Origin of the sequence: Modestobacter marinus, from assembly GCF_011758655.1 — a bacterium.
Lineage (GTDB): Bacteria > Actinomycetota > Actinomycetes > Mycobacteriales > Geodermatophilaceae > Modestobacter > Modestobacter marinus.
In genome coordinates this window covers 372,726-394,791 of record NZ_JAAMPA010000002.1, presented here as the reverse complement: position 1 = coordinate 394,791, position 22,066 = coordinate 372,726, and the positions used below count along the sequence as shown (strand labels likewise).

The following is a 22,066-nucleotide window of genomic DNA, read 5'->3' as shown; positions in this document are numbered from 1 at the left end:
GGAATCTCTTTCCTTCATCTGTCGTTGACGTCTGCGACACCCCGCACCGGATGCGTGAGCATGCGGTGGCCCGGGCAGTCCAGATCTGACCGACATCAGCACGAGAGGACGGTGTGCCATGGGCGAGCGTTCGCTTCGCGGGAGCCGACTGGGCAGCGTGAGCTATGAGACCGAGCGCAACACCGCGCCCATCGAGCGGCAGTACGCCGAGTACCGGTGTGCCCAGGGGCACCTCGTCACGGTGCCCTTCGCCGATGACGCCGAGCTCCCCGACACCTGGGAGTGCAAGTACGACGGCTCGGCCGCCAAGCTGGTCGGGGGCGCGGAGCCGGCCCCCAAGAAGGTCAAGCCGCCGCGCACGCACTGGGACATGCTGCTGGAGCGTCGTTCGGTCGACGACCTCGAGGAGGTCCTCGCCGAGCGCCTCGAGGTGCTCCGCGGTCGCCGTACCCGCGCTTCCTGAGCGCGACCGGCTGAGCTCGCTCGGCTGACCTGCACACGGAACGGCCCCGGTGGGACTCCCCACCGGGGCCGTTCCGTGTCCGCGTCCGGGTGCACTCGGCACCGGCCGGGTCCGCGTCCGGGTGCACTCGGCACTGGCCGGTCAGGGGTCGGTGCGCTCCGGGACGACCTCCCCCTCGATGACCGGGTGCGCCCCACGGGTGGCCGGGCCCGCGCGGAACGGCTGGTCGGGGCCGGTGACCGTCTCGGTGCGGGTCGAGCGCACGTACACCGGGCCACGCAGCCGGTCCGGCAGCCGGCGCAGCAGGCCGCGGGCGATCAGTGCGCGGGGCAGGCCGCGGGTGACGGGCAGCAGGCACAGCAGACCGAGCAGGTCGCCCAGGAAGCCCGGCAGCACCATGAGCAGCCCACCGAGGGCGATCAGGCCGGCGTCGCCCAGGGCACGACCGGGTGCCCGGTGCTCCTCGGCGCGCATCCGCAGCTCGCCCAGTGCCTTGGTGCCCTGCCGGGCGAGCAGTGCCCCGCCCAGGGCGCTGGTGGCCAGGGTGGCGAGGATCGTCCAGCCCAGCCCGATCCAGGAGGCGACCAGGACGTAGACGACGACCTCGGCCAGCGCCCCCAGCCCGATCGCCGTCCGCAGCCCCGACGACCTGCGCCGTGGGGCGGTGTGGCTGGTGGCCATGCGTTCTCCCTCCGCCCGCGGGGCGGTGGGTCCTCCCTAGCGGAGGACCCGGGGCCGCCGCCCGTCCCGGGCACGTCCTGGCACGGGACGGGTCACCCGTCCCGGCAGCCGATCGGCCAGCCGGTCCAGGATGCCCCACCAGGTCACCCGTACCAGTGCTTCTCCAACGATCGAACCGCTCATCTTGCTCCGCCCGGCTGTGCGTTCGCTGAAGGCGATCGGCACCTCGACCACCTGGGCGCCGGCCCGGACCGCCCGCCAGGCCCAGTCGACCTGGAAGCAGTAGCCCTGGCTGGCGACCGTGTCGAAGGGCAGCCGGCGGATCAGCTCCATCCGGGCCGCCCGGAACCCGCCGGTCGCGTCGGCCAGCGGCAGCCGCAGCGCCCACCGGGTGTAGAGGTTGCCCAGCCGCGACAGCACCAGCCGGTGCGGCGGCCAGTCGAGCACCTCTCCCCCGGGCACGTACCGGGACCCCAGCACCAGGTCGGCGTCGGCGAGGGCGGCCAGCAGCGCCGGGAGCCGCTCGGGCGGGTGCGAGCCGTCGGCGTCCATCTCGACCACCACGCCGTAGCCGTGCTCCTCGGCCCAGCGGAACCCGGCGACGTAGGCCTGGCCCAGTCCTGCCTTGGCGGTGCGGTGCAGCACGTGCACCCGCTCGTCGGCCGCGGCGCGGGCGTCGGCCAGCTCACCGGTGCCGTCGGGCGAGGCGTCGTCGACGACCAGGGCGTGTGCGGTCGGCACCGCCGCGTGCAGCCGGTCGAGGACCGCCGCGAGGTTCCCGACCTCCTCGTACGTCGGGACCACCACGAGCACCGGCCCGAGGGCTGCGCGGCCGGTCACCGGGCGCGGTCGGCCCGGCGCCGGGCCAGGGCCGGGAACGCGACGACCAGGACGGCGCCCACGCCCAGTGCGGTCAGCGCCCACTCCGGGCCCGCGCCCAGCCGTTCGGCGACGGTGGAGGAGTCCCGCTGGGCGATCTCCTCGACGAAGGTGTCGGCGGTGAACAGCTCGGACCGGTGCACCAGGGAGCCGTCCGGGGCGACGACGGCGCTGATCCCGCTGGTCGCCGCGACCACCACCGTGCGACCGTACTCGACGGCCCGCAGCCGGCTCATCGCCAGCTGCTGGGCGCTCTCGTCGGTGTAGCCGAAGGTCGCGTTGTTGGTCTGCACGACCAGCATCCCGGCGCCGGCGTGGACGACGTCGGAGACCAGCCCGTCGTAGGCGACCTCGAAGCAGATGACGTCGCCGACCCGCGCCCCGCCGACGTCCAGGACGCCGACCTCGGTGCCGTGGACGAAGTCGGTGACCCGGTCGACCAGCGGGCTGAAGAACCGGAAGAACGGCCGGGCCGGCACGTACTCGGCCAGCGGCACGGGGTGCCGCTTGACGTAGGTGTCCCCCGGGCCGGTCACCGGGTCCCAGACGATGCCGGTGTTCGCGACGGTGTTCCCGGGCCGCTGCACCACCGCGCCCACCAGGATCGGCGCGTCGATGGCGACCGCCGCGCGGGTGATGACCCGGGCGGCGTCGGCGTTGATGTAGGGGTCGATGTCGGAGCTGTTCTCCGGCCAGACCACCAGGTCGGGCTGGGCCGCCTCACCGCGCGCGACGGCCGCGGCCAGCTCGAGGGTCTGGTCGGCGTGGTTGTCCAGCACCGCCCGCCGCTGGGCGTTGAAGTCCAGCCCGGCCCGCGGCACGTTGCCCTGGATGACCGCCACCGTCCGGTCGGGCCCGCCCGCGGTCAGCGACGGCCCGGCCAGCGGCAGCTCCGCCAGCAGCCCCACCAGCGGGACGGCGAGCGCACCGACGAGCGCCAGGGCGGCTCCGCGCCGGGCGCGTGCTCGCCCCGTGCCGGGCCGGCGCACCGCCCGGTGCAGACCGACGAGGCCGGCGGCCAGCAACGTGCCGGTCAGGGCGATCGCGAAGCTCACCAGCGGGACGCCGCCGTAGGCCGCCAGCGCCGTGAACGGCCCGTCGGCCTGGCTGAACCCCAGCCGCCCCCACGGGAACCCGCCCAGCGGCCAGCGGCCGCGCAGCGCCTCGGCGCCCACCCACAGGGCGGCGGCCCACAGCGGCCAGCCGGGCAGCCGGGAGGTGGCGGCCAGGGCACCGCCGAGGAGCGCGAAGTACAGCGCCTCGACCACCGCCAGCGTCAGCCAGGGGAAGGCGCCGACGTAGATGCCGGTCCAGGACAGCAGGGGCAGCAGGAAGACCAGGCCCAGCACCAGGCCCAGCCACGCGCCGCTGCGCACCCGTTCGCCGCGGACGGCGAGCGCGAGGGCCGCGGGGCCCAGCACCGCCAGGGCGGACAGGTCGTGGCCGGGGAAGGCGAGGTACAGCGCCAGGCCACCGGCTGCGGCGAGGCCGGTGCGCCAGGGCCAGCGACGAGGGGGCAGGCCGCGGCGCGGGGCTGCCGGCTCGGCCGGGGTGCTCGGGGTGGCTGACTCCACCGTGCCGGTCGCCACCACTGCCGGCACCGCCGCCCTCCGTGCTGGCCCGGGTCGCTCCCCGGGACACCCTGGGCCCGGCGTGCCGCGCGGACCCGGTCCTGGCGCTGATGCCGGGACCGGACCCCAGCATCCCACTCCCGGCTGGGCGACCGCCGCAGCTGCTCCGCACCGGTGTCCGCGCCGGGGCACCCCGCGCCTTCGGGCCGGGACACCGGCCGCCGGGTGCGGTCGTCGTCCCGTTGTCTGGTGACGCGGGGCCCCGCCGGAGCGGACGTCGGGAGGAGGGCGTGCACCCTCGGGTCCGCGGTCCCCCCTCGGCCTGGCGGTGTGCGCAGGCAGCGACGCGAGGTGCGTCACCGCACTGCGTCACCGAGGGACGAGCGCGCGACTGTGCCGAGGGGGAAGCACACCCCGGTCTCCCGGGATGGGGCGACCCTGACCCTAGGCACCGACCGGACGTCGGGGAACCCCTCGGGACCAGTGGTTCGGAGTGTCACCGCAGCGGAACACGCGGTGGCGTGCCGATGTCCGGCCGGGGTCAGGCCGGGCTGTCGGGGCCGGGGACGACGAGCGTCGCCACCGCCTCCACCGCCCGCAGCGGCGGGGTCAGCAGCTGGGCGGCCGAGGCACCGCGGGCGGGGTCGGCGCGGGCGACGACGTCGGCCCAGCAGCGCAGCTCCCGGCTGCGGCGGCCCACCCGCACCACCTCGCAGGAGGCCTCCAGCACGTCGCCGGCCTGCACCGGGGCCAGGAAGGAGACCTCCGAGTACCCGGCGAGCAGCCCCTCGTCGCCGTCGGTGCGGATCGCCACCTCGGTCGCGACGTCGCCGAACAGGCCGAGCGTGTACGCCCCGTCGACGAGCGAGCCGCCGTAGTGGGCGTGCGCGTACGGCACGTAGCGGCGGTGGGTGACGGTCAGCCCCAGGCGCGGGTCGCCGTCCTGCGGCGTCGGCGGAGCGTCGTCGGGCGCGGTCATGCGGTTGCCTCCTCGGGGACGAGTGCGTGCACCAGGTAGCTGGCGACCTCGCCGGGCGTCGTCCCCCGGCCGAAGACCTTGTCCACGCCGAGGTCGGCGGCCATCGCCGGGTCGAAACGGGGGCCGCCGACGACGAGGAGCGGCCGGGACTCGCCCATCGCCTCGCGGAACGCACCGGCCAGCTCGCGGGTGTTGCGCAGGTGGGCGTCCTTCTGGGTGACCACCTGGGAGACCAGGACGGCGTCGGCCCTGCGGGCCCGGGCGGCGTGCACCAGCTCCGGCACGCTGACCTGGGCGCCGAGGTTGGCCACCTGCAGCTCCCGGTAGTACTCCAGGCCCTTCTCCCCCGCGAAGCCCTTGAGGTTGAGGATCGCGTCGATGCCCACGGTGTGCGCATCGGTGCCGATGCAGGCCCCGAGGACGACGAGGCTGCGCCGGAGCCGGGTCTTCACCGCGGCGTTGACCTCGCCCGGTGACAGCAGCGGGTAGGCCCGCTCCTCGACCTGCACGGCGTCGAGGTCGACCAGGTGCCGGACGCTGCCGTAGACCACGAAGAAGGTGAACCCCTCCCCGATGGGCGCGCTGTGCACCACCATCGCCGGCTCGATGCCCATCTTCTGCGCCAGCTGGAGCGCCGCGCCCTCGGCCTTCGGCCCGGGCGGCACCGGCAGGGTGAACGACGTCTGCACCATCCCGTCGCCGGTGGTGTCCCCGTAGGGCCGGACGATGCTCCCCTGGCCGTGCTGGCCGACACGGTGGTCCTCAGGCACGGGCCACCTCCCGGGTGAGCAGCTCGGTGGCCGGGTCGAAGTGGCCAGGGGCCTTGACGATGACGCCGTCCAGGCCCTTGCCGCCGTCCGGGGACCGCTTGGTGATCCCGAAGGTGCCGTCGGCGATGGCCTGGATCAGGCCCTGCGGGTGCGCGGCGATCCGCTCCAGCAGGTCGACGGCCTCGCCGAGCACGGTGTGCGCCCGGCGGTCGATGAAGCCACCGGGCTGCGGGGCGAAGTCCTCGTGCAGGTTCCCGGCGGCCTCGAGGACGTAGCGGACGTTGCGCAGCGCCAGGTCGCGGTCGCTCAGCCACGGGGTGACCACGGCCTCGGTCATCATCCCGACCAGCAGGATGCCCTGGCCGGTGAGCGCCCCGGCCAGGTTGAAGAACCCGTCGAGCAGGTAGCCGCGGAACACGTCGCCGGTCATGTGCTTGGTCGGCGGCATCCACTTCAGCGGGGCGTCCGGGAACAGCCCGCGGGCCAGCAGGGCGTGGGCCAGCTCCAGCCGGAAGGACTCCGGGACGGCCGGGTCGATCTCGAAGGCGTGCCCCAGGCCCAGCTGCCAGTCCTCGAGCCCGGCCTCGTGCGCCAGGTGCTCGTTGAGCAGCTGGCTGACGGTGACGGTGTGCGCCTCGTCGACGGCGTCGGCGGTGGTGAGGTAGTTGTCCTCGCCGGTGTTGATGATGATCCCGGCGCGGGCGTGCACCATCCGGCTGAACCGCTGGTCGACGAAGGTGCGGTAGGGGTTGATGTCGCGGAAGAGGATCCCGTACATCGCGTCGTTGAGCATCATGTCCAGCCGCTCCAGCCCGGCCAGGACGGCGATCTCGGGCATGCAGAGCCCGGAGGCGTAGTTGGTCAGCCGCACGTAGCGGCCGAGCTCGGCGCTGACGTCGTCCAGCGCGGCGCGCATCAGCCGGAAGTTCTCCTGCGTGGCGTACGTGCCGGCGTAGCCGGTGCGGGTGGCGCCCTCGGGCACGTAGTCCAGCAGCGACTGCCCGGTGGAGCGGATGACGGCGATGACGTCGGCGCCGGCGCGGGCCGCGGCCTGCGCCTGCGGGATGTCCTCGTGGATGTCGCCGGTGGCCACGATCAGGTAGATCCACGGGCGGCGGGGCGGGTCGCCGTGGGTGGCGACCAGCTCCTCGCGGCGGGCCCTCGCGGCGTCGACCCGGGCGATCCCGGCGGCGACGGCGGAGCGGGCGGCCTCCCGGGCCCGGTCCGCGGCGGCGTCCTCGGGCACGGTGAACCGGGCGGTGCCGGCGCCGACCTGCTCGGCGAGGTCCTGCAGGGTGCCGCCGGAGCGCAGGGCGTGCCAGACCGGCAGGGCGACGCCGTGCTCCAGCCCGACCTGGTCGCGCACCGCGTCCACCACGCGGTTCACCCACGGCACCTCGCCGTCGCCGTCCACCGGGTCGGTGCCGGTGAGCCCGGCCAGCCGCAGGGTGGCCCGCTCCACCGAGACGGTGGTGTAGGTCCCGGCCAGGTCCACCACCGGGGCGGCCGCCCGGGCGGCCAGTTCCCGGGCCCGCGCCACCAGCGTCGGGTCCAGCTGCAGTCGGCTCATCGCACTCCCCTGTGTCGTCTCGGCTGCGGTGTGGGGACGGGGGAACGGCTCGGGGCCGCCGGGCCGGTGCCGGTCAACACGGCTCCCCGGCGACGACCAGCTGGCGGCAGGTGGGCCGGGCCCGGGCGGCCAGGACGGCGGAGAGCGTCAGCTCCGTGGCCCACAGCGCGAGGTCCGCCGGTGCGCCGACGGCCAGCGGCCCCTCCGGGTGCTCCGCGCGGGCGGCGACCCAGCCACCGTGGGTGGCCGCGTCGAATGCGTCGAACGGGCGCATGCCGGAGCCGGGGGTGGTGTGGTCGACGGCCGCGTGCACCCCGCCCCACGGGTCCAGCGGGGTGACCGGGGCGTCGCTGCCGATGGCCACCGACACCCCCGCGTCGACCAGGTCGGCCAGCGGGTTGCACCCGGCGGCCCGCTCGACGCCCAGCCGCTCGGCGTACATGCCGGCCGGCCCGCCCCAGGCGGCGTCGAAGGCGGGCTGGACGCTGGCGACCATCCCCCACCGGCGCAGCTGGTCGATCGCCTCGTCGCCGACCATCTCCACGTGCTCCAGCCGGTGCCGGCAGGCCCGGACGGCGTCCCGGCCCAGCTCCGCGACGACCGCGCCGACCGCGGTCAGCACCTGGTCGACGGCGGCGTCCCCGATGCAGTGGAACCCGGCCTGCAGCCCCGCGACCGTGCAGGCGCGGACGTGCTCGACGAGGGCGGCGGTGTCGAAACGCAGTGCACCGGTGGTCTCCGGCCGGTCGGCGTAGGGGCTGCTGAGCGCGGCGGTGTGCGAGCCGAACGCGCCGTCGCAGAACAGGTCGCCGCCGGCGCCGGCCAGCCGCAGCTCGCGGACGACGTCCAGGCCGCCGCGCTCGGACAGCTCCCCCCAGTAGCCGACCACGCGCGGCCCGGGGGCCTCGGCGGCCAGGGCGAGCAGGCCGGCCAGGTCCTCGGCGCTGGACACCTCCGGGCCGGCCATCTCGTGCACGCTGCCGATGCCCAGCGCGGCCGCGGCGGCCAGGGTGGCCCGCTGGGCGCTGCGCCGCTGGTCCGCCGGCACCGACCCGTAGGCGGCCTGGCGCGCGGCGTGGTGGGCGTCGAGCCGGAGCCGGCCGTCGGGGCTGTACCCGGGGAGCTCAGTGATGCCGGGCACCCGGTCCAGCAGCGCGGTGGAGACGGTGGCCGAGTGCACGTCGACCCGGGCCAGGTAGGCCGGCCGCTCTCCCACCACAGCGTCCAGGTCGTGCCGGGTGAGCCCGCGGCCCTCGGGCCAGGCGGTCTCGTCCCAGCCGGTGCCGAGCACCGTGCCGGTGGGGGCCGCGCTGGTCTGCGCGGTGACGCCGGTCAGCGCGGACCGCAGGCTGTCGGCGCCGTGCAGGTCCAGGCCGGTCAGCGCCAGGCCGGTGGCGGTGGCGTGCACGTGGGCGTCGACGAACGCCGGGGTCAGCAGCGCTCCCCCGCCGTCCAGCACCCGGGCGGCCGTCGGCGCGTCGGTCGTGGCACCCAGCCAGGCGATCCGCCCGTCGACGACGTGCACGGCACGTCCGGGCCGGTCGCCGACCGTCACGTCCCGGACGAGCAGCTCGCTCACGAGGCGCGCACCCGCGGCTCGATCAGCGACCGCACACCCGGCGAGTGCCGGTAGAGGTCCATCGCCAGGGCTGCGTGCCCCGGCGTGTAGCCGTTGCCCACGAGCATCGTCACGTCCGCCGCCATCCCCTCAGCTCCCAGGGCCGCCGCCGAGAAGGAGGTGGCCATGGAGAAGAAGACCACGGTGCCGCCGTCGGCCGTCGCGAGGACCGCCCCGTGCTCGGCGCCGGGGGTGTCGACGCACACCACGGTGACGTCGACCGGCGGGCCGACCGCGGCGGCGACGGCGAGCGGGTCGGTGGCGTCGGCGACGACCACCTCGTCGGCCAGCCGCGCCGCCCGCAGGGCCGCGGCCTCCCGCTCGTCGCGGACCACGCCGACCAGCCGGCCCGCGCGGGCGTCCCGGGCCGCGGCCAGGCTCAGGCACCCGGACTTGCCGGCCGCGCCCAGGACGGCGACCGAGGGGCGGTGACCCGAGCGGTGCACGACCCGCTCGGTGGCCGCCGGGGCGCCGCAGACGTCGAGCACCGCCAGCGCCACCTCCTGGGGCAGGTCCTCGGGCAGCACGGCGGCGATCGAGCGGGCGAAGAGGACCGCCGTCCCGGCGGCCGGCACCTGCTCGCTGCGGCCGTCCCACCGGGCCAGGCCGTCGGTGATCCGCAGGGGGGTGAGCGTGAGGGAGACCAGGGTGGCGACCTGCTGGCCGGGCTCGAGGCCGAGCGGGGAGTCGTCGCCCACCTCGTCGACGACGCCGATGAGCATCCCGCCCGAGCCGGTGACCGGGTTGTGCATCTTGCCGCGGCGCTCGACGATCCCGAGCACGGCGGCGCGCACCCGGTCGCCCTCCCCACCGTGCTCCTCGGCCAGCTGCCGGTAGGAGGCCGCGTCGAGGTTGAGCCGGTGCACCGCGATGCGCACCTCGTCGGGACCGATCCGCGGGTCGGCGTCCAGCCGGGCGGCCGCCTGGGGCAGCACGCCGGCCGGTTCGAGCACCCGGTGCACTCCGAGGCTGCGGTGCAGCGCGTCCATCGCCACCGTCGTCCCTTCGTCGTCTCCGGCTCGACACCGGAGAACCTATCGTTGATCTGCCCGATCGCCGCACTTCTTCCCGTAGGGTCGTGGCGTCGGAGTCGGAAGACGTCGCACGGACAGGAGTCGCGGTGCTGGAGCAGCCCTACGAGTACACCGCCCGTGAGCTCGTCGAGCCCGACTGGCGCCGGTTGCCCGGCTTCGCCGGGGTGAGCGAGCAGGACTGGCGCAGCGCCCAGTGGCAGCGCGCGCACTGCGTGAAGAACGTGCGCCAGCTGCGCGGCGTGTACGGCGACCTGCTGGACGAGTCGTTCTACGCCGACGTCGAGGCCGACCAGGCCGGCCGCGCCACGATGTCCCTGCTGCTGCCGCCGCAGATGGTGAACACGATGGTGCCGGCGGCGCCGCCCTCGACCGCGGCGATGCTCGCCGACCCGGTGCGCCGCTACATGCTCCCGGTGGCCTCCGACCGGCTGCCCGGCGAGGAGGCCAGCCACCCGCACGCGGCGCGCGACTCGCTGCACGAGCACGAGATGTGGGCCGTCGAGGGCCTCACCCACCGCTATCCGACCAAGGTGCTGGCCGAGCTGCTGTCGACCTGCCCGCAGTACTGCGGGCACTGCACCCGGATGGACCTGGTCGGCAACTCCACCCCGGCGGTCGACAAGCTGCGGTTCGACCTGAAGCCGGTCGACCGGCAGGGCGAGATGCTGGCCTACCTGCGCCGCACCCCCGGCGTCCGGGACGTCGTCGTCTCCGGTGGTGACGTGGCGAACCTGCCCTTCAAGAACGTCGCCGCGTTCGTCGAGGGGCTGCTGGAGATCGACTCCATCCGCGACGTGCGGCTGGCCTCGAAGGCGCTGATGGGCCTGCCCCAGCACTGGCTGCAGCCCGAGGTCGTCGACGGGATGGGGAGGCTGGCGACCCTCGCGCGGGTGCGCGGCGTATCGCTGGCGGTGCACACCCACGTGAACGCCGCCCAGTCGGTGACCCCGCTGGTCGCCGAGGCCGCCCGGGTGCTGCTGGCGGTCGGGGTGCGCGACGTGCGCAACCAGGGCGTGCTGCTCGCGGGGGTGAACGCCACCGCCGGCCAGCTGCTCGACCTGTGCTTCGCGCTGCTCGACGGGGCCTCGATCACGCCCTACTACTTCTACATGTGCGACATGATCCCCAGCGCCGAGCACTGGCGGGTCTCCCTGGGCACCGCGCAGACGCTGCAGCACGACCTGATGGGCTACCTGCCGGGCTTCGCGACGCCGCGGATCGTGTGCGACGTGCCCTACGTCGGCAAGCGCTGGGTGCACCAGGTCGCCGAGTACGACCGGGTGCGCGGCATCTCCTGGTGGACGAAGAACTACCGCACCGGCATCGAGCGGGCCGACGCCGCGGCCCTGGACCGCCGCCACGTCTACTACGACCCGATCGCCACCCTGCCGGCCGAGGGCCGCGCCTGGTGGGCGGCGCAGCGCGAGCGGCAGCTCGTCCCGGCGGGTGGCTGACCTGAGGGGCCTCCCTACGGTGATCAGGTGACCTGATCACCGTCTGGCCCCCTGCACCAACGTTGGTGCGGTAGGCCAGTGTTCGATCAGGTGACCTGATCACCGTAGGCCGCCGGGGGTGGTTTCGAGCGGGCGGACGGCGGTAGGCAGGGTCGGGTGGAACTGCTGTGCACGGACCGGCTGCGACTGCGGGCCTGGACGACGGACGAGGCCGACCTGGCCCGCCTCGCCGACCTGTACAGCCGCGAGGAGGTGACCCGCTGGCTGGGTGGGGCGCCCACGGTGCCGCCCGCCGAGCTGGTCGAGCGCTGGCGGCTGGTGCACGAGCTGGACCCGGCGCACGGGTGCTGGGCGGTCGAACCGCGCAGCGGCGGCCCGCCGGCGGGCACGGTGCTGCTCAAGCCCCTCCCCCAGGGTGTCGGTGAGGTCGAGGTCGGCTGGCACCTGCACCCGGACAGCTGGCGGCGCGGCTACGCCACCGAGGCGGCCCGGGCGGTCGTCGACCGGGCGTTCGACGACGGGCTGCTGGAGGTCTACGCCGTCGTCCGGCCGGGCAACCAGGCCTCGCTGCGGGTGTGCCAGAAGCTGGGCATGCAGCCGCTGGGCCGCACCACCCGCTGGTACGGCACGGAGCTGGAGGCCTTCCGGCTCGAGGCCCCGCCGGACTGAGCGGGAGGGCACCGTGGAGTGGTTCGCCGACCCGGGTGCCTGGCTGGGCCGCTGGGTCTTCACCCGGGGCCTCGCGCTCGTGTACCTGATCGCCTTCGTCGCCGCGTTGCGGCAGGGCCGGGCGCTGCTCGGCACCCACGGCCTGACCCCGGTCCCCCGGTACCTGGAGTGGGCGTCCTGGAAGCGTGCGCCGAGCCTGTTCCACCTGCACTGGTCCGACCGGTTCTTCGCCGGCTGCTGCTGGACCGGCATCGTGCTCTCGGCCGCCGCCCTCGGTGGGCTGGCCGACCGCCTGCCGCTGGCGGGCTGGATGCTGCTGTGGGCGGTGCTCTGGGCGCTCTACCTGTCGATCGTGAACGTCGGGCAGATCTGGTACGGCTTCGGCTGGGAGTCGCTGCTGCTGGAGGCCGGGTTCCTCGCCGTGTTCCTCGGCCCGGCGCACGTCGCACCGCCGGTGCTGGGCATGTGGCTGCTGCGCTGGCTGCTCTTCCGGCTGGAGTTCGGCGCCGGGTTGATCAAGATGCGCGGTGACCGGTGCTGGCGCGACCTCACCTGCCTGCAGTGGCACCACGAGACCCAGCCGATGCCCAACCCGCTGAGCTGGTGGTTCCACCGGCTGAGCCCCCGGCTGCACCGCGTGGAGACGCTGGCCAACCACGTCACCCAGCTGGTCGTCGTCTTCGGGCTGCTGGCGCCGCAGCCGGTCGCCGGGGTGGCGGCCCTGGTCATCGTGGTCACCCAGGGGTACCTGCTGATCAGCGGCAACTTCGCCTGGCTGAACGCCCTCACGCTGGTGCTCGCCCTGTCGGTGGTCGACGGGCGCTGGCTGGCCGCCGTGCTGCCGGTCGACCGCCCCGACCAGCTCACCTCCCCCACCTGGTTCGGAGCAGTCGGGATCGGGGTGGCGGTGCTGGTCGCCGTGCTCAGCGTGGCGCCGGTGCGCAACCTGCTGTCCCCCGGGCAGCGGATGAACACCAGCTTCGACCCGCTGCGGCTGGTGAACAGCTACGGCGCCTTCGGCTCGGTGACCAAGGTGCGCCGGGAGCTGGTCGTCGAGGCCACCGACGGCACCGGGCCGGACGCGCAGTGGCGGGAGTACGAGTTCCGCGGCAAGCCCGGCGACGTCCACCGCCGTCCGCCGCAGTGGGCGCCGTACCACCTGCGGCTGGACTGGCTGATGTGGTTCGTCGCCCTGTCCCCCGCCTACGGCCGGGCCTGGCTGGTGCCGTTCCTCGGCAAGCTCCTCGCCGCCGACCCGCCCACGCTGCGGCTGCTGCGGTCGGCACCCTTCGGCGCCGACCGCCCCACCGCGGTGCGGGTGCTCGTGTACCGCTACCGGTTCACCACCCGCGCGGAGCGGCGGGAGACCGGCGCCTGGTGGCACCGCACGTACGAGCGGGAGCTGGTCGCCCCGCTCACCGCCGACGACGTCGGCGCGCGGGTGCGCTGAGGGTCAGCGTCGGCCGCGGGCCAGCAGCCGCTTGACCCGGGCCAGCGGGTGAGGTGCCTTGACCCGCGTCCGGTTGCCGGCGGCGTAGTCGGCGTCGTTGATCGCGGCCACCTCGGGGGTCGGCGCGGTGCCGCCCAGGTGGGCCGGCTGCCACCAGCGGTCGTCGTCCCCGGCCGGCTTCTCCGGGTACGTGCGCTGCGCCTCGTCCAGCAGCTGCACCATCGCCTCCTTGGTGCGACGGAGCAGGGCCTGCGGCTTCTCCCCCGGCTGCGGGACGATCGGCTCGCCGATGATCACCGTCACCGGCACGTCCCGGCGCAGCACCACCTTGTGCGCCTTGGTGGCGATCCGCTGCCCACCCCAGACGGCGGCCGGCAGGATCGGCACCCCCGCCTGGATCGCCATCCGGGCCGCCCCGGCCTTGACGTCCTTCACGGTGAAGGAGGTGCTGATCGTCGCCTCGGGGAAGATCCCGACCAGGTGCCCCTCCTCCAGCGCCCGGACGGCGGCGTCGAACGCCGAGGCACCGGCCTTGCGGTCGACCGGGATGTGCTGCATGGCGCGCATGAACGGCCCGGCGAACCAGTGGTGGAAGACCGCGGCCTTCGCCATGAACCGCACCAGCCGGTGCTGCGGCAGCGCGGCCAGCCCCAGGTAGGTGAAGTCGAAGTAGGAGACGTGGTTGCTGCAGATGACCGCCCCACCGGTGGCCGGCACGTGCTCCCGCCCGCGCAGGTCGAAGTGGAAGCGGAACAGCCGGAAGACGATCAGCACCACCCGGATCACCCACCGGTAGGGGCGGTCCCGAGGGTCCGGCTTCGGCCCGAACAGGTCTCGGCGGACGACGTCGCCCCAGCTGGCCGTGTACATGGGCGGACCCTAACCAACCCGGTCGCGGGCGGCGCTGCGGCCTCAGCGGCCGTGGGTGGCGGCGACCGCGGCCCGGACGACGGCGGCCGGGTCGCCGGTCTCGTCGAAGACCGCACGCTGCAGGGACGCCCCGGTGCCACGGCCCAGGACGGCGGCGACGCCCGCCTCGACCCGTTCGGCGTCCCCGCTGTCGTCCAGAGCGGCGCGGACGTGCTCGACGAGGGCCGCCACCACCGCGGCCGCCGGGGCCGGCTGGCCGCTGCGCGGGTCGATCAGGTCACCGGTCAGGCCGGAGCGGCCGGCCCGCCACCCGGCGACGCGGACCACCTCGGTCCGCATCTCCGGGGCCGGCACACCCGCCCGCCACTCCCGGGCAGCGGTCTCGACCAGACCGCGCACCAGACCGGCCAGCAGGACGGCGTCCTCGACCCGCAGCGCGACGTCGGACACCCGGACCTCCACCGTCGGCCAGGTGGCGGAGAGGCGGGCGTCGAAGTAGACCATCCCCTCGTCGAGCACCGTCTCCGTCGCGACCAGGTCGGCGACGAGCCGGTGGTATCGCGCCGGGGAGCCGAAGACGGCGTTCGGGCCGGCGGAGGGCCACCGGTTCCAGACCTGGGAGCGGAAGCTGGCGTAGCCGGTGTCGCGGCCGGACCAGAACGGCGAGTTCGTGGTGAGCGCGGTGAGCACCGGCAGCCACACCCGGATGCGGTCCAGGACGGCGACGCCCTCGTCGTCGCCGTCCACCGACACGTGCACGTGGCAGCCGCAGGTCAGCACCTCGGCGGCGGTCAGGCCGAAGACCTCGACCATCTGCTCGTACCGTTCCCCCTGCGTCGTCGCCGGCTCCACGGCCACCGGGGAACTCGCCAGGGCCGCCACCCGGGCACCCACCGTCGTGGCCGCCGCATCGGCCCGGGAGCGCCAGTGCCGCAGCTCGGCGGCGACCTCGTCGAGTCCTGTGCAGACCCGGGTCCCCAGCTCGATCTGCTGTTCCTTCAGCTCGGGCACCAGGCGGGGTCCGGCCGGGGCGCCGGCGGTGTCGGTCTCCGGGGCCGCACCGGACTGCTCGGCGCGGTCGTGCTCGCCGACCGTCTCCCCCTCACCGCGGCGGGCTGCCACCTCAAGGGCCTCCGGCGCCAGCGGCACCGGCACTCCCGCGGGGTCGACGACCAGCAGTTCTTCCTCGACCCCGACGGTGCGCACCGGCCCATGATCACGGGCCGCCCGGTCGTCGTGCTCGCTGAGCGGGGACGGGAAGGGGTCGTTGGTGCGTTTTTTGTTCGTGTGGGTGGGTTGTCGTCGGCAGCTGACGACAACAATGAATCGCGACATTGTTGGTGATAACGGTAGTGTGTGGTCATGTCAGGTGCATGGCAGCCACCGCTGCCCGACATGCCGGCCCCTCCGGCCGCCCGCGCCTGGGCGCGGCTGCCCGTCCCGCCCGGGTACGAGCCGCAGTGGCGGCGGCTGGTCGAGGCGGCCCTCGAGCTGGGGCTGGGGCCGGACGCGCTCGCCGAGACCGGCCTCGACCCCGTGGCCGCGGCCCGGGAGTGGAAGCCGGCCACCGTCGCCCTGTACAGCAAGGTCGCCCGCTACGGCGGGATCGGGGTGCCGCGGGCCACCACCCCCGAGCCCGACCCGGTCACCCTCGACCTGCGAGAGCTGACCCGGGTGCGCAGCGAGGCGCCGGAGCACCTGCGCTCGGTCGCCTGGTGCGCCCTCGCGCTGGGTTGGCCCGGGACCGTCGGCCAGTTCCGCTCGCTGCGCCGGGACCAGGTGCAGGCGACCGGACGCCGCCTCGTCGTCACCACCGAGGACGGCGAGTGGGCGGTGCCCGGTGCGCTGATCGCGTGGCACGCCTGGGAGGAGGTCCGCAGCCGGTTCCCCGGCCTGGCGGCGAGCCCCTGGGTGCTGCCGGCGCTGCGCCGAGGCCCGGGGCCGAACTCGCACGTCGGGGGCCAGCTGTCCACCCAGGCCCTCCAGGTCACCTTCGCCAAGCACGCCGTGCGCACGGCCACGGCCATGCGGGCCACGGCCGCGCCCGGCCGCCGGGAGGAGGTCGAGGAGCTGGCGGCGGACTACCTCACCCTCTCCTACGACTCCTACCGTCGGCTGGCGCTGGCCGGCGGTGCGCCGCCGGTGGCCCCGCGCGGGGCCGTGCGGGCGCTGCGGGTCGCGGGCCGTCGCGCCCGGCTCGCCGGCTGACCCTGCCTCGCTCCGGGTTCAGCACAGCGACAGCTGCTCGGGCGCCTCGTCCTCCGCTGTCGGCGTCGGTCGCGGTGCAGGCAGGCTGCCGGCGGGGAAGCCGGCCGCTTCGTCGCCCGGCAGACCGAGACTGCTGCCGGCGGCGAGCCCGCGGGCGTCTCCCCCGCTCTGCCGGTCCAGCCCGTACCGGGCGAGCACCGGACCCACCCGGCCGGCCAGCCAGCTGCGGTACTCGGCCGGCACGTAGGCGCCGCGGCCGTAGAGCTGCCGGTAGCGCGGGACCAGGCCGGGGTGTTCACGGGACAGCCAGGCGGTGAACCACCCCCGGGCCCCCGGGCGCAGGTGCAGCGGGAGCACGGTGACCCCGGTGGCCCCGGCCGCGGCGATGGCGCCGATCGCCGCCTCCAGGTGCTCCATCCGGTCGGTGAGGCCGGGCAGCACCGGGGCCAGGAACACCCCGCAGGGCAATCCGGCGTCGGTGATCGCCCGCACCAGTTCCAGCCGCGCCCGCGGGGTCGGGGCGCCGGGTTCCAGGGCGGCGTGCAGGTCGTCGTCCCAGATGGCCATGGACACGCCCATCCCGACCGGGACGTCGTGGGACGCGGCGGCCAGCCGGGGGACGTCGCGGCGGGCCAGCGTGCCCTTGGTCAGCACCGAGAACGGCGTACCGGACCGGGCCAGGGCGTCGATGATCCCGGGCATCAGCCGGTAGCGGCCCTCGGCCCGCTGGTAGGGGTCGGTGTTGGTGCCCAGCGCCACGTGCTCCCGCTGCCAGGAGGGCCGGGCCAGTTCGCGCCGCAGCACGTCGGCGATGTTGGTCTTGACCACGATCTGCTGGTCGAAGTCGGCGCCGCTGTCCAGCTCCAGCCACTCGTGCGTGCCCCGGGCGAAGCAGTTGTGGCTGACCACGCCGTTGGCGATGAAGTCGCCCGTGCCGGTGGTGATGTCGTACATCGGCATCTCCAGGCCGAGGTCCTGGACCTCGGTCACCCGGAGATCGGCCGTGCTCTTGATGGCCGTGCCCTGCACCCGGCACTTCCGGCGGATCGCCGGGGCGACCAGGTGGATGAAGCGCAGGTGCTCCTTGAGACCGCCGCGCAGGCGGACGGTCCGGACCCGGTTGGCCAGCGACCGGTCTTCCAGGACGCTGTCGAAGCCCAGTGCGGCGAAGGCGGCACTCGTCCGCTGGAGCATCTCGTCATCGGCATCGGAGATCCGGAGGACGTGCTGGCTCCGGCCACCCTCGGCGTCGAAGACACCGGCCAGGAAGCCACGCTGCCAGGCATCGGACGGTCCGTCCGGCCAGGCGACGATCTCCGAGATCCGGGCCACGGACGCTGCTGACGACGTCCTGATGGCGCTCATGGCGCGACGCGTCGGAGTGGCAGGAGAGAACTCGAACCAATCGGTCGAGACCCCTGCTTGGCTCAGGTAGGCCTGAGATCGGCGAAGGCCGTCCAGGTCGGCCAGCGCCAGTCGGAACCGGTGCACGTGGCCGTGGCCCCGCCCGGCTCGTTGGTAGCGGTACACCTTGAGGTGCGCATCGCCGCGCACCATGCCGGTCAGGTAGCCCCGCCGGTAGTCCTCACAGACGCCGTTCGTCGTTGCCGACCGGCCGAAGCCGAGGAGTTCGTCGTTGTTCGTCAGGTGCGGGCGCTGACCAGCTCCGCGGCTCGCGCCGGTGACGTGCTTCCAGCCGCGCCGGGTGAGGAACCGGTGATCACCGCTCGCGACGATCGTCGTGCCGTCGGCGAGGGACACCCGGTGGGCGGGTTTGACCGTCGACCAGTGCGCCAACACCTCCGTCTCGACGTACCGGCGGTAGCTGTCGCCCTTCTCTGTCCCGATGATCCGGTCCCCCACCCGCAGGTCGGCGATGGGCCGCTGCGAGCCGTCCGCCATGAGGATCGCCGTGTCCCCCACCAGGCAGTACACGCACGCATGGGAGCAGCCCCGGTAGGGGTTGATGGTGTGCCCGAACGGCATGGCCGAGCCCTTCGGCACGGCGTTGAGCGCGCTCTTCGCCCGCACCTCGTGGAAGGTGAGCCCCGGGAACTCCGGCACCTGCACGCTGCGCAGCAGGCCGCGTACGTCGGGAAGCCCGGGCAGGGCGCTCGGTTCGTCGAAGTCGAGCCGCTGGGCATCCCACCGCATGCGACCATCCGAACACATGTTCGACCAGCTGTCGAGCAGGCGGCTCCCTCTGGGATCCGGTCAGGCCGGCCCGAGGGTGCCCGACGACGCGGCCGCGTCCCCGTCCTTGAGCTCGACGAAGAGGGTGTGCGTCGGCGTCCGGCCGGTGTTCTCTCCCCAGTGCTCCTGCGCCGGGAGCCACCGCGCCTCCCCGGCCGCGAGCTCCACGTCGATCTCCCGGCCGTCCGTGGCCAGCCGACGCTGGAACGAGCTCAGGGTGACCATCACGCTGTCCGGGTGCCGGTGCGGCGTCGTCCGGTGGCCCGGCGTGTCCTGGTACTCGAGCACGCGGACGCGTGCGTTCTCGAAGACGACGCGGTAGCTGTCCGCGTTGCTGCTGACCGGGTCGAGGTCCATGCGCCAACGTAGCGCCGGGCGCCGCCGTCCGGTCGGGTGTCGTGCACGCTGCCGGTCAGACCGGTGGGCGGTCCTCGTAGAAGGTGGAGAGCACGACCGTCGTCCGGGTGGTGACGTTGGCCGCCGACCGGATCTCGTGCAGCAGCGCCTCGAGCGCATCCGGCGAGGCCACCCGGACCTTGAGGATGTAGCTCTCCACCCCGGCCACCGAGTGGCAGGCCTCGATGGCCGACAGGTGCGCCAGCCGGGCCGGTGCGTCGTCGGGCTGCGCGGCCTCGATCGGGGTGATGGAGACGAAGGCGGTCAGCGGCAGCCCCAGCCCCTTGGCGTCCAGCTGCGCCGCGTAGCCGGTGATCAGGCCCCGCTGTTCCAGCCGGCGGACCCGCTGGTGGACCGCGGACACCGACAGGCCGACCCGCTCGGCGAGCTCGGTGAAGCTCGCCCGCCCGTCGCGGGCCAGGGTGCTCAGCAGCTCCCGGTCGACGTCCTGGGCAGCCGGCGGCCCCCCGGCCTCAGCCGGGGAGTTCGACGAGCTCACGGGGACCGTTGTTCAGGTTGCGCACGCCGTCGTCGGTGCAGACGACGATGTCCTCGATCCGGGCGCCGTAGCGCCCGGGCAGGTAGATGCCGGGCTCGACCGAGAAGGCCATCCCCGGCTCCAGCGGCAGGTCGTTGCCGGCGACGACGTAGGGCGCCTCGTGGGTGTCCAGCCCGATGCCGTGCCCGGTGCGGTGGATGAAGTGCTCCCCGAACCCGGCCTTGGTGATGACGTCCCGGGCGACGGCGTCGATCTGGGCGCAGGTGACGCCGGGACGCACCGCGGCGACGGCCGCCGCCTGCGCCCGCTGCAGGACGGCGAACCACTCGACCAGACCGCGGGCGGCGTACCCGCCGACCAGGTAGGTGCGGGTGCAGTCGGAGCGGTAGCCGGTCGCGGTCTCCCCGCCGATGTCCACGACGACGACGTCGCCGGCCTCCACCACCCGGTCGGAGAGCTCGTGGTGCGGGCTGGCGCCGTTGGGGCCCGAGCCGATGATCGTGAAGTCGACGCCGACGTGGCCCTCGGCCAGGATCGCCGCGGCGACGTCGGCGCCGACCTCGGCCTCCGTCCGCCCGACCCGCAGCCACTCCCCCATCCGGGCGTGCACCCGGTCGATCGCGGCACCGGCGATCGCCAGCTCCTCGATCTCGGCCGGCGTCTTCACCATCCGCAGCCGGTCGATGACCGGGCTGGCCAGCTCCAGCGCCGAACCCGGCAGCGCCCGCTGGATGCCCAGCGCGTGCTCGGCCCAGGTGCGCGACCCGACGGCCACCCGGGCCGGGGCGCTGCCCAGCCGGGCGGTGACCGCCTCGGCGAGCCGGGCGAAGGAGTCATCGGTCTCGTCCCAGGCCAGCACCTCCAGGCCGAGCTGACCGGCCGGCGAGGCGGCGATCATCGGTGCCTCCAGCCGCGGCACCACGAGCAGCGGCTCGCCCCGGCGGGGCACGGCCAGGGCGGTCAGCCGCTCCATGGCGTGCGCGTCGTAGCCGCACAGGTAGCGCAGGTCGGAGCCGGGCGTGACCACGACGACGTCGATGCCCAGCTCGTCGGCCACGGCGCGGGCCGCGTGCACCCGGTCGATGGACACCAGCGGGGAGGACGGAGGAGGAGAGACGGCGACCACGTGCGCAGAGTAACCAGCGGGAGCGACAGCTCCGGCCCTCGTCATCGCACCGTTACCGTGCCCGGCGTGACGACGATGCTGTTGGACGCGGCGAGCCTGTACTTCCGTGCCTTCTACGGGGTGCCGACCAGCGTGACCGGGCCGCACGGCCGGCCGGTCAACGCCGTCCGCGGCTTCCTGGACATGACCGCCCGGCTGGTCGTCGCGCACCGGCCGCAGCGGCTGGTCGCCTGCTGGGACGACGACTGGCGCCCGGCGTTCCGGGTCGCCGCCGTGCCCAGCTACAAGGCACACCGGGTGGCACCGGCAGGCGGTGAGGAGACACCCGAGGAGCTCGGGCCGCAGGTGCCGGTGCTGGTCGACGTGCTCGCCGCCGCCGGGCTGACCCGGGTCGGCGCCCCCGGGTACGAGGCGGACGACGTCATCGGCACGCTGGCCACCCGCGCCCGCGGGCCGGTCGACGTGGTCACCGGCGACCGCGACCTGTTCCAGCTGGTCGACGACGCCCGCGGCGTGCGGGTGCTCTACACCAACCGCGGCATCAACGACCTGGAGTTCGTCGACGAGGCGGCGGTCGCGGCGAAGTACGGCATCCCGGGGCGCTCCTACGCCGACTTCGCGGTGCTCCGCGGCGACCCCAGTGACGGGCTGCCCGGGGTGTCCGGCGTCGGGGAGAAGACGGCGGCGGCGCTGATCAACGAGTTCGGCTCGCTGGCCGGCATCCGGGCGGCGGCCGCCCGGACCGCCGTCCCGAAGGCGCCCCTGACCGCGGCCGTGCTGAAGAAGCTGCACGCGGCCGCGGACTACCTCGACGCCGCGCCCGAGGTGGTCGCCGTCGTCACCACCATCGACCTGCCACCCGTGGACGGCGACCTCCCCCGGCACCCGGCCGACCCCGATGCCCTGGCGGGGCTGGCCGAGGAGCACGGGTTGGAGTCCTCGGTGCGGCGGCTGGGGTCCGCGCTGGGGTGGGCGCAGGACTGAGCCGCCCGGTCAGCTCGCGGCCCAGGTGTAGTCGCCGTCCTCACCGGTGAGGGTGATCGAGATGGTGACCGGCTCGCCGTCCACGGTCCGGCCCGCGCACGAGTAGGTGGCGCCGTCGCGGACCGGCAGCTCGTCCGCGCAGCTGAGCTCCAGGGCGACGCCCTCCCGGTCCTCGAACTGGTCGGCCACGGCGCGCTCCACCGCCGCCGGGTCGAGCCGGGTGCCGCCCAGCGGCGAGGACATGGTCGATGCGGCGACCACCACCAGGACCGCCAGCGCCACCAGGACCAGCAGCCGCGGTCGCCGGGACGGCCTCCGGGCCGGCGGCGCCGGCGGCCCCCAGCCCCCGGGAGACCCGTACAGCCCGGAGGGCGGGCCCCACCCGCCCGGTGCGGACGGCGCACCCCAGCCACCGTGCTGTCCTGCCGGCGGCCCCCAGCCGCCCGGCGCAGGCCGCCCACCACCCGGCTGCCCCTGCTGCCCGGACGGCGGACCCCAACCACCGGACCGCCCCTGCTGCCCGGACGCCGACCCCCAGCCGTCCGGCGCCGGCGCCGGCGGACCCCAGTCCGCACGCTGCCCGTACCCGGGGGCCCCTCCCCAGCCCTGGCCCTGCGGTGGCTGCCGGGGCGGGCCCCAGCCGCCTCGCGGG

The 22,066-nt window shown here is 74.9% G+C and carries 21 protein-coding genes; 6 read left to right on the top strand and 15 right to left on the bottom strand.

Translation table 11 applies throughout. The features are described from left to right. Window positions 1-118 precede the first annotated feature (118 nt). Window positions 119-463: an RNA polymerase-binding protein RbpA gene (locus FB380_RS17865; protein ID WP_036332628.1), complete on the top strand. Its 345-nt coding sequence runs from the start codon at window positions 119-121 to the stop codon at window positions 461-463. Window positions 464-604: 141 nt separating this feature from the next. Here the strand turns inward: FB380_RS17865 and FB380_RS17860 are convergent, their stop codons facing one another. From FB380_RS17860 to kdd, 8 genes are all read right to left on the bottom strand, one after another. Then, the gene (locus FB380_RS17860) at window positions 605-1,144 is read right to left on the bottom strand and encodes an FxsA family protein (protein ID WP_166756689.1); all 540 of its coding nucleotides are present in this window, start codon (window positions 1,142-1,144) and stop codon (window positions 605-607) included. Between the two features lie 36 nt (window positions 1,145-1,180). Next, window positions 1,181-1,984, bottom strand: a complete 804-nt coding sequence (locus tag FB380_RS17855; RefSeq protein ID WP_166756688.1) for a polyprenol monophosphomannose synthase — start codon at window positions 1,982-1,984, stop codon at window positions 1,181-1,183. Beyond that, entirely contained in the window at window positions 1,981-3,624 is a 1,644-nt protein-coding gene (lnt, locus tag FB380_RS17850; protein ID WP_166756687.1) for an apolipoprotein N-acyltransferase, read from the bottom strand. Before lnt ends, FB380_RS17855 begins: the two co-directional genes overlap by 4 nt. Before the next feature lie 511 nt (window positions 3,625-4,135). Next, on the bottom strand, window positions 4,136-4,573 hold the full coding sequence (gene kal, locus FB380_RS17845) for a 3-aminobutyryl-CoA ammonia lyase (RefSeq protein ID WP_166756686.1): 438 nt from the start codon (window positions 4,571-4,573) through the stop codon (window positions 4,136-4,138). After that, window positions 4,570-5,343 (bottom strand): lysine 5,6-aminomutase subunit beta, encoded by a 774-nt coding sequence (kamE, locus tag FB380_RS17840; protein WP_166756685.1) that lies wholly within the window; start codon window positions 5,341-5,343, stop codon window positions 4,570-4,572. Before kamE ends, kal begins: the two co-directional genes overlap by 4 nt. Next, window positions 5,336-6,913, bottom strand: coding sequence for a lysine 5,6-aminomutase subunit alpha (gene kamD / locus FB380_RS17835; protein WP_166756684.1), 1,578 nt, complete (start codon window positions 6,911-6,913; stop codon window positions 5,336-5,338). Before kamD ends, kamE begins: the two co-directional genes overlap by 8 nt. A 73-nt stretch (window positions 6,914-6,986) precedes the next feature. Then, window positions 6,987-8,492 (bottom strand): amidohydrolase, encoded by a 1,506-nt coding sequence (locus FB380_RS17830; RefSeq protein WP_166756683.1) that lies wholly within the window; start codon window positions 8,490-8,492, stop codon window positions 6,987-6,989. Beyond that, entirely contained in the window at window positions 8,489-9,520 is a 1,032-nt protein-coding gene (kdd, locus tag FB380_RS17825; RefSeq protein ID WP_188959652.1) for an L-erythro-3,5-diaminohexanoate dehydrogenase, read from the bottom strand. The genes FB380_RS17830 and kdd overlap by 4 nt, the downstream gene beginning before the upstream one ends. Before the next feature lie 131 nt (window positions 9,521-9,651). Between kdd and FB380_RS17820 the strand changes: the two genes are divergently transcribed. The 3 genes from FB380_RS17820 (at window position 9,652) to FB380_RS17810 (ending at window position 13,138) form a co-directional block, all read left to right on the top strand. Further along, a complete protein-coding gene (locus FB380_RS17820; protein ID WP_166756682.1) occupies window positions 9,652-11,019 on the top strand; it encodes a KamA family radical SAM protein in 1,368 nt (455 codons plus the stop codon). A 156-nt stretch (window positions 11,020-11,175) separates the two neighbouring features. Next, on the top strand, window positions 11,176-11,688 hold the full coding sequence (locus FB380_RS17815) for a GNAT family N-acetyltransferase (RefSeq protein ID WP_166756681.1): 513 nt from the start codon (window positions 11,176-11,178) through the stop codon (window positions 11,686-11,688). A 13-nt stretch (window positions 11,689-11,701) separates the two neighbouring features. Further along, window positions 11,702-13,138 (top strand): lipase maturation factor family protein, encoded by a 1,437-nt coding sequence (locus FB380_RS17810; protein ID WP_166756680.1) that lies wholly within the window; start codon window positions 11,702-11,704, stop codon window positions 13,136-13,138. Window positions 13,139-13,141: 3 nt separating this feature from the next. On the opposite strand, the gene FB380_RS17805 is transcribed toward FB380_RS17810, so the two are convergent. Together FB380_RS17805 and FB380_RS17800 are read right to left on the bottom strand one after the other, a co-directional pair. Further along, window positions 13,142-14,008, bottom strand: a complete 867-nt coding sequence (locus FB380_RS17805) for a lysophospholipid acyltransferase family protein (protein ID WP_166756679.1) — start codon at window positions 14,006-14,008, stop codon at window positions 13,142-13,144. Between the two features lie 42 nt (window positions 14,009-14,050). Beyond that, complete coding sequence (locus tag FB380_RS17800; RefSeq protein WP_166756678.1) at window positions 14,051-15,214, bottom strand: carboxylate-amine ligase; 1,164 nt, start codon at window positions 15,212-15,214, stop codon at window positions 14,051-14,053. A gap of 156 nt (window positions 15,215-15,370) precedes the next feature. On the opposite strand from FB380_RS17800, the gene FB380_RS17795 reads away from it, so the two are divergent. After that, window positions 15,371-16,216 (top strand): hypothetical protein, encoded by an 846-nt coding sequence (locus FB380_RS17795; RefSeq protein WP_166756677.1) that lies wholly within the window; start codon window positions 15,371-15,373, stop codon window positions 16,214-16,216. A gap of 18 nt (window positions 16,217-16,234) precedes the next feature. Here FB380_RS17795 and FB380_RS17790 read toward each other — a convergent pair whose 3' ends face one another. Genes FB380_RS17790 through FB380_RS17775 form a run of 4 tightly spaced genes read right to left on the bottom strand, consistent with a single transcriptional unit; the run spans window position 16,235 to window position 20,430 of the window. Then, a complete protein-coding gene (locus FB380_RS17790) occupies window positions 16,235-18,370 on the bottom strand; it encodes an intein-containing Rv2578c family radical SAM protein (protein ID WP_166756676.1) in 2,136 nt (711 codons plus the stop codon). Between the two features lie 60 nt (window positions 18,371-18,430). Next, window positions 18,431-18,766 carry a cupin domain-containing protein gene (locus FB380_RS17785; protein ID WP_166756675.1) on the bottom strand — a complete coding sequence of 112 codons (336 nt, stop codon included), beginning with the start codon at window positions 18,764-18,766 and terminating at the stop codon, window positions 18,431-18,433. A 55-nt stretch (window positions 18,767-18,821) separates the two neighbouring features. Beyond that, complete coding sequence (locus tag FB380_RS26055) at window positions 18,822-19,304, bottom strand: Lrp/AsnC family transcriptional regulator (protein WP_166756674.1); 483 nt, start codon at window positions 19,302-19,304, stop codon at window positions 18,822-18,824. Further along, the gene (locus FB380_RS17775; protein WP_229682223.1) at window positions 19,279-20,430 is read right to left on the bottom strand and encodes a M24 family metallopeptidase; all 1,152 of its coding nucleotides are present in this window, start codon (window positions 20,428-20,430) and stop codon (window positions 19,279-19,281) included. Before FB380_RS17775 ends, FB380_RS26055 begins: the two co-directional genes overlap by 26 nt. Window positions 20,431-20,505: 75 nt before the next feature. Here FB380_RS17775 and FB380_RS17770 point away from each other — a divergent pair, with 75 nt between their 5' ends. Further along, on the top strand, window positions 20,506-21,414 hold the full coding sequence (locus FB380_RS17770; protein ID WP_166757205.1) for a 5'-3' exonuclease: 909 nt from the start codon (window positions 20,506-20,508) through the stop codon (window positions 21,412-21,414). 9 nt (window positions 21,415-21,423) lie between these two features. Here the strand turns inward: FB380_RS17770 and FB380_RS17765 are convergent, their stop codons facing one another. Continuing rightward, window positions 21,424-21,696 carry a DUF4333 domain-containing protein gene (locus FB380_RS17765; protein WP_166756672.1) on the bottom strand — a complete coding sequence of 91 codons (273 nt, stop codon included), beginning with the start codon at window positions 21,694-21,696 and terminating at the stop codon, window positions 21,424-21,426. Window positions 21,697-22,066: the final 370 nt, after the last annotated feature.

Excerpts from the sequence above, each read along its gene's own strand:
- FB380_RS17795 (WP_166756677.1), top strand. The coding sequence starts at position 15,371 with ATGTCAGGTGCATGGCAGCCACCGCTGCCCGACATGCCGGCCCCTCCG.
- FB380_RS17770 (WP_166757205.1), top strand. The coding sequence starts at position 20,506 with ATGCTGTTGGACGCGGCGAGCCTGTACTTCCGTGCCTTCTACGGGGTG.
- FB380_RS17865 (WP_036332628.1), top strand. The coding sequence starts at position 119 with ATGGGCGAGCGTTCGCTTCGCGGGAGCCGACTGGGCAGCGTGAGCTAT.
- FB380_RS17860 (WP_166756689.1), bottom strand. The coding sequence starts at position 1,144 with ATGGCCACCAGCCACACCGCCCCACGGCGCAGGTCGTCGGGGCTGCGG.
- FB380_RS17805 (WP_166756679.1), bottom strand. The coding sequence starts at position 14,008 with ATGTACACGGCCAGCTGGGGCGACGTCGTCCGCCGAGACCTGTTCGGG.
- FB380_RS17790 (WP_166756676.1), bottom strand. The coding sequence starts at position 18,370 with ATGCGGTGGGATGCCCAGCGGCTCGACTTCGACGAACCGAGCGCCCTG.
- kdd (WP_188959652.1), bottom strand. The coding sequence starts at position 9,520 with ATGGACGCGCTGCACCGCAGCCTCGGAGTGCACCGGGTGCTCGAACCG.
- kal (WP_166756686.1), bottom strand. The coding sequence starts at position 4,573 with ATGACCGCGCCCGACGACGCTCCGCCGACGCCGCAGGACGGCGACCCG.
- kamD (WP_166756684.1), bottom strand. The coding sequence starts at position 6,913 with ATGAGCCGACTGCAGCTGGACCCGACGCTGGTGGCGCGGGCCCGGGAA.
- FB380_RS17785 (WP_166756675.1), bottom strand. The coding sequence starts at position 18,766 with ATGGACCTCGACCCGGTCAGCAGCAACGCGGACAGCTACCGCGTCGTC.